At 72.1% G+C, this 5,322-nt stretch carries 5 protein-coding genes; 4 read left to right on the top strand and 1 reads right to left on the bottom strand.

Translation table 11 applies throughout. The annotated features are described in order from the left end of the window. Positions 1-970 (bottom strand): hypothetical protein (locus tag HUW36_RS24695; protein ID WP_217428872.1); only part of this gene is annotated, 970 nt, incomplete at its 3' end. A gap of 167 nt (positions 971-1,137) precedes the next feature. Between HUW36_RS24695 and HUW36_RS24690 the strand changes: the two genes are divergently transcribed. From HUW36_RS24690 to HUW36_RS24675, 4 genes are all read left to right on the top strand, one after another. After that, positions 1,138-2,445, top strand: coding sequence for an ABC transporter substrate-binding protein (locus HUW36_RS24690; RefSeq protein ID WP_174530352.1), 1,308 nt, complete (start codon positions 1,138-1,140; stop codon positions 2,443-2,445). A gap of 70 nt (positions 2,446-2,515) precedes the next feature. Continuing rightward, positions 2,516-3,400, top strand: coding sequence for a carbohydrate ABC transporter permease (locus tag HUW36_RS24685; RefSeq protein ID WP_217428871.1), 885 nt, complete (start codon positions 2,516-2,518; stop codon positions 3,398-3,400). Continuing rightward, entirely contained in the window at positions 3,397-4,437 is a 1,041-nt protein-coding gene (locus tag HUW36_RS24680) for a carbohydrate ABC transporter permease (RefSeq protein WP_246248313.1), read from the top strand. The genes HUW36_RS24685 and HUW36_RS24680 overlap by 4 nt, the downstream gene beginning before the upstream one ends. Then, positions 4,434-5,165 (top strand): GntR family transcriptional regulator, encoded by a 732-nt coding sequence (locus HUW36_RS24675; RefSeq protein ID WP_174530351.1) that lies wholly within the window; start codon positions 4,434-4,436, stop codon positions 5,163-5,165. Before HUW36_RS24680 ends, HUW36_RS24675 begins: the two co-directional genes overlap by 4 nt. Positions 5,166-5,322: the final 157 nt, after the last annotated feature.

The following is a 5,322-nucleotide window of genomic DNA, read 5'->3' as shown; positions in this document are numbered from 1 at the left end:
CGGCGCGGGCCTGCTCCAGCAGGCCGGTGGCCTCGACGAGCGCCGTGTCGACGGCGGCCGGGTCGAACTCCAGGCAACTCGTCCGTGCGGCCTGGCCGGACTGGCGCGCGGCGGCGACGGCGCGTTCCGCGTCGAGCAGGAAGCTCTCCGCGTCGACGTCGACCGTGACGGTGTTGCCGTCGACGGTGACCCGGGCGCCGAGCGGGGCGTTGCCCTCCAGCCAGGAGCCCCGGGAGCCGTGCCCGGAGAGCACGTACCCGCCGGCCGGCACGGCGCTGTCGCCGCCCTGCCGGGCGACCACCCGGCCGTCGCGGACGGTGACCTCGTACCCGAAGTCGTTGGTGCCGGTGCGGTCCCGGCCGCCGTCGGCCGTGTAGCGGACGAGCTGCTCGGCGCCCCGGCAGCCGGGGAAGCACTCGCCCTTGGCCGGGTCCACCCCGCCGGGGTTGGTGGTGGCGGTCGGGTCGGTGGCGTCGATCGTGGTGGTGGCCCGGCGGATCAGCAGGTTGCGCAGCTGCACCCGGTCGCCGGGGCGCAGCCTGTCGCGCAGCCACCGCCGGTCGTCGACGCCGCCGGCCTCGGGTGGCGAGGCGGAGAGCACGGCGCCGTCGGCCGGGATGGCGTTGTTGCCGGGCTTCGGGCAGGAGTCGAGGGCGGTGCAGACGCTGAGCACGTCGTACGCGCCGCCGCCGACGGCACGCAGCACCGCCTCGCCGCCGAAGGCGTTGGTCTTCGTCTCCGCGCCGGAGTCGGGGGTGTAGAGGGCGAGCACGCCGGCGGCGCGCGACGACGGGTCGATGGCGTCGATGGTGGCGGTGGCGCCGTCGGCGGCCACGACCGTCGGCGCGCCGGACCCGGCGGCTGCGGTGGCGGCGCCGGCCGCGGTGGCGGGACCGGTCAGGAGTCCGAGCAGGACCACGCCGGCCGCGGTACCGGCGGTGGCCCGGCGTAGGGGTGTGGGGGTAGGCATGCGCCTCATCGTGTGGCCACTGGTACGGACAAGTCAAGGCTTCAATTCGGTAACCAAATCGGACATGGGGCGCAGAAGTCGAGCTGGGGGTTGACGTGGCGGCCATCGTGGGCCACTCTCTCCGGCAACTGGTCCGTACCACTCACCCCCACGCATGGAGGACCCCCATGAGGCGTACCCGCGCCTTCGCCGCGGCCGCAGTGGCCGCCGCCTTCTTCCTCAGCGGCTGCGGCCTGTCCGGCGGCGACGACGCCGGCGCCGGCTCGGACGACCCGATCAGCGGCGAGGTCAAGGGCGACATCACCTTCGCCACGCTGGCCCTGAAGCCCACGTTCGACGACTACATCAACGGGTTGATCGAGAAGTTCGAGGCGCAGCACCCGGGCACGAACGTGACCTGGGTCGATCTGCCGTTCCAGGGCGCCCAGGAGAAGATCACCAACGACGCCCAGGCCGGCACGCTGCCCGACGTGGTCAACCTCAACCCGAACTTCGCCCAGAAGCTGGAGAAGCAGGGCGTCTTCGTGGACATGGAGGCCAACGCCGGCGACGTCAAGGATTCCTTCGTCCCCGGCGCGTGGGACGCGTTCAAGGTCCCCGGCCAGAACGGCTCGTACGGCCTGCCGTGGTATCTCACCAGTGAGATCACCATGTACAACAAGGACCTCTTCGCCCAGGCCGGGATGCCCGACGCCGGCCCGCCGAAGACCATCGACGAGTTGCTCACCCAGGCCGAGAAGATCTCCACCGCCGGCAAGGGCCGGTTCTACGGCTGGCACCCGGCGCTGGAGAACACGTTCGTGCCGAACCTGGCCAAGCTCGGCGTCCCGCTGCTCAACGACGACGCCAGCAAGTGGACCTTCAACACCCCCGAGGCGGTCCAGTACGTCACCCGGCTGCGTGACCTCTACGCCAGCAAGGCGATCGCGCCGGACTGGCTGACCCAGGACCACGCCAAGGAGACCGAGGCGTACTCGGCCGGGCGGGTGGCGCTGTTCCCGTCCGGGCCGAACTTCCTCAAGGTCGTCGGCCAGAACGCGCCGGCCGTCGCCAAGGCCACCGGGGTCGCCCCGCAGATCGCCAGCGCCGACGGCACCACCAACATGTCGGTGATGGGCCTGCTCGTGCCGAAGAAGAGCAAGAACCCGGCCACCGCGCTGGAGTTCGCGAAGTTCGTCAGCAACGCGGAGAACCAGCTCGCCTTCGCCAAGATCGTGACGATCCTGCCGTCCACCTCCGAGTCGCTCAAGGACCCGTACTTCACCCAGGTGGACGCCGCCGACCCGACCGCGCAGGCCCGCCGGATCTCGGCCGAGCAGATCGCCAAGGCGCAGAACCTCACCCCGGTGCAGTGGGACGACCGCACCAAGGCCCTGGTGATCGGCAAGGTGCAGCTCGCCGTCAAGGGCGACCTCGACCCGAAGGCCGCGCTGGACCAGGCCGTGGACGAGGCCAACAAGCTGCTCGCCCGCTGACCCACCGGCGCCGCCCGGCCGTTGCGGCCGGGCGGCGCCACCACCCCCTCCACGACAGGAGCTCACCGACGTGATCGGCCGTCGCTGGTACGTGCCCTGGCTCTTCCTCGCCCCCGCGCTGCTCGTCACCGCGCTGATGACCTGGGGGCCGCTCGCCAACACCGGCGTGCTGGCGTTCACCGACGCGCAGGCGCTCGGCGGCGGGCAGTTCACCGGGCGGGCGAACTTCACCCGGCTGGCCGACGACACCGAGTTCTTCCGGGCGCTCGGCAACACCGCGCTCTACCTGGTCGTCGTGGTGCCCGCGCTGGTGCTGCTGCCGCTGCTGCTGGCCCAGCTGGTGCACGCCAAGCTGCCCGGCATCGGCGCGTTCCGGGCGGTGTTCTACACCCCGGTCATCGCCTCGATGGTCGTGGTCGGTCTGATCTGGAGCTGGTTGCTCTCCTCCGACGGCCTGGTCAACGCCGTGCTGGTGAAGCTGCGGGTGGTCGCCGAGCCGCTGCCCTTCCTCACCGACGCCACCCTGCTGCTGTTCTCCTGCATGCTGGTCACGGTCTGGAAGGGCCTGGGCTACTACATGGTCATCTACCTGGCCGCCCTGTCCAACGTGCCGAACGAGCTCTACGAGGCGGCCCGGGTCGACGGCGCCGGCGCGGTCCGCCGGTTCCGCTCGGTCACCGTGCCCACCGTCCGCCCCACCATGCTGCTGGTCGGCACGCTCGCCGCGATCTCCGCGACAAAGGTCTTCGCCGAGATCTACGTGATGTCCTCCGGCACCGCCGGGCCCGGGGGCCAGGCCAAGTCGATCGTCTACTACATCCGCGAGGTCGGGCTCGGCGTCGACGGCGAGATCGGGTACGCCTCCGCGATGAGCCTGACGCTCTTCGTCGGCACCCTCGGCCTCTCCGTCCTGGCGCTGGTGCTGCGCCGGCGCAGCGAGAGGAACGAGGCATGAGCGAGCGCACCGAGCGGAGCGAGGGCCGTGAGGGCATGCCCGGCAAACACGGCATGAGCGAGCGCACCGAGCGGAGCGAGGGCCGTGAGGGCATGCCCGGTCGGCTCGGCATGAGCGAGCGCACCGAGCGGAGCGAGGGCCGTGAGGGCATGCCCGGTCGGCGCGTCGCCGCCGAGCCGCGGGCCGCAGGGCCCACCCGCCGATCCGCCGGCATGAGCCGGTTCGCCGGGCCGGCCCTGCGGTACCTCCTGCTGCTGCTGATGACCGTGCTGCTCGTCGGTCCGTTCCTCTGGCAGCTCTCCACCGCGCTCAAGAGCACCGGTGAGCCGATCTACGGGCCGGACACCACGCTGCTGCCGACCGACCCGACATTCGGCAACTTCGGCAAGGTCACCGAGGTCATCCCGGTCTGGCGCTACATCGGCAACTCGGCGATCGTCGCGTTCGCCAGCGTGCTGACCAACTGCCTGCTCGGCGCCATGGCCGGGTACGCGCTGGCCCGCATGCGTTTCCGCGGCCGGGGCGCGGTCTTCGCCGCCCTGCTCGCCTCGCTGGTGGTGCCGTTCGAGGTGATCATGGTGAACGTCTTCCTCACCGTGCGCAGCCTCGGCCTGGTCGACACGCTGCTCGGGGTGCTGCTGCCCGGCGCCGTCTCCGGACTGTCCATCCTGGTCATGCGGACCGCGTTCCTGGCACTGCCCCGGGAGACCGAGGAGGCCGCCGCGATCGACGGCGCGGGGGAGTGGGCCCGGTTCTGGCGGGTCGCGCTGCCCAGCGTGCGCGGATCCCTCGCGGTGGTCGGCGTGTTCAGCTTCCTGTTCGCCTGGGACGACTTCCTCTGGCCGCTCATCGTGCTGAAGAACCCCGACAACTTCACCCTCACCGTGGGCCTGCAGTACCTCTCCGGCACCTTCACCAACGACCAACGGGTGGTCGCCGCTGGCACGATGATCGCGGTCGTTCCGCTGCTCGCGGTCTTCTTCGCCCTGCAGCGGATGTTCTTCCGTGGCATCGGAGAGGGAGGGGTGAAGGGGTGACCACCACCAGCGGCAGCAAGACCGCCTGGAAGCACGAGGCGCTGTACACCGCGTTGCGCACCGAGATCGGCGAGGCGCTGCGCCCGCACGACCCACTGCCCAGCGAGCGGGAACTCGTCGCCCGGTTCGGGGTCAGCCGGGCCACCGTCCGGCAGGCCGTCGGCCGGCTGGAGGAGGAGGGCCTGGTCTACCGCGCCCAGGGCGCGGGCACGTTCGTGGCCGACCCGGCCACCATCTCCAAGTCCCTCGCCCTGACCTCGTTCAGCGAGGACATGCGCAGCCGCCGGCTCACCCCCGACTCGCGCCTGCTCGACCTGACCCTCGTCCCCGCCGGCGTGGCCGTGGCCCGGGAGCTGTCGCTGTCCCCCGGCGCCGAGGTGGCCCACATCCGGCGGCTCCGGCTCGCCGACGGCCTGCCCATGTGTGTGGAGGAGGTGTGGCTGCCCACCGAGCGGGTTGGTGACCTCGACGCCGGGCTCGTCTCCGGCTCCCTGTACGAGGTGCTCGCCGAGCGCGGCGTCCGGCCGCACCACGCCGACCAGGTGATCTCCGCGACGGTGGTCGACGCCGACCAGGCCGCGCTGCTCGGCGTGGCGCCGTACTCGCCCGCGTTGCGGGTGGACCGGACCACCTACGACGGCGCCGGGGTCGCGGTCGAGCGGGCCGAGAGCATCTACCGCGCCGACCGCTACGACTTCCGCATCACCGTGACCCGAAGGACGCCGTGACCGCCCCGCTGCTGGCCGCCGTCGACATCGGCGGCACCAAGACCGCCGCCGCGCTGGTGCGGGCCGGCGCGGTGCTGGCCCGTACCCAGGCCCCCACGCCGGCCCGAGACGGCGCCGCCGCCGTCCTGGACCGCGCCGCGGCGCTGGTCCGCTCGCT

The organism is Micromonospora maritima, assembly GCF_902825405.1.
GTDB lineage: Bacteria > Actinomycetota > Actinomycetes > Mycobacteriales > Micromonosporaceae > Micromonospora > Micromonospora maritima.
Note: the sequence above shows the minus strand (reverse complement) of the source record. Positions and strands in the feature narration are given on the sequence as shown.

What these genes read in the sequence shown, in the direction of transcription:
- HUW36_RS24680 (WP_246248313.1), top strand. Translation starts at nt 3,397, where the DNA reads ATGAGCGAGCGCACCGAGCGGAGCGAGGGCCGTGAGGGCATGCCCGGC.
- HUW36_RS24690 (WP_174530352.1), top strand. Translation starts at nt 1,138, where the DNA reads ATGAGGCGTACCCGCGCCTTCGCCGCGGCCGCAGTGGCCGCCGCCTTC.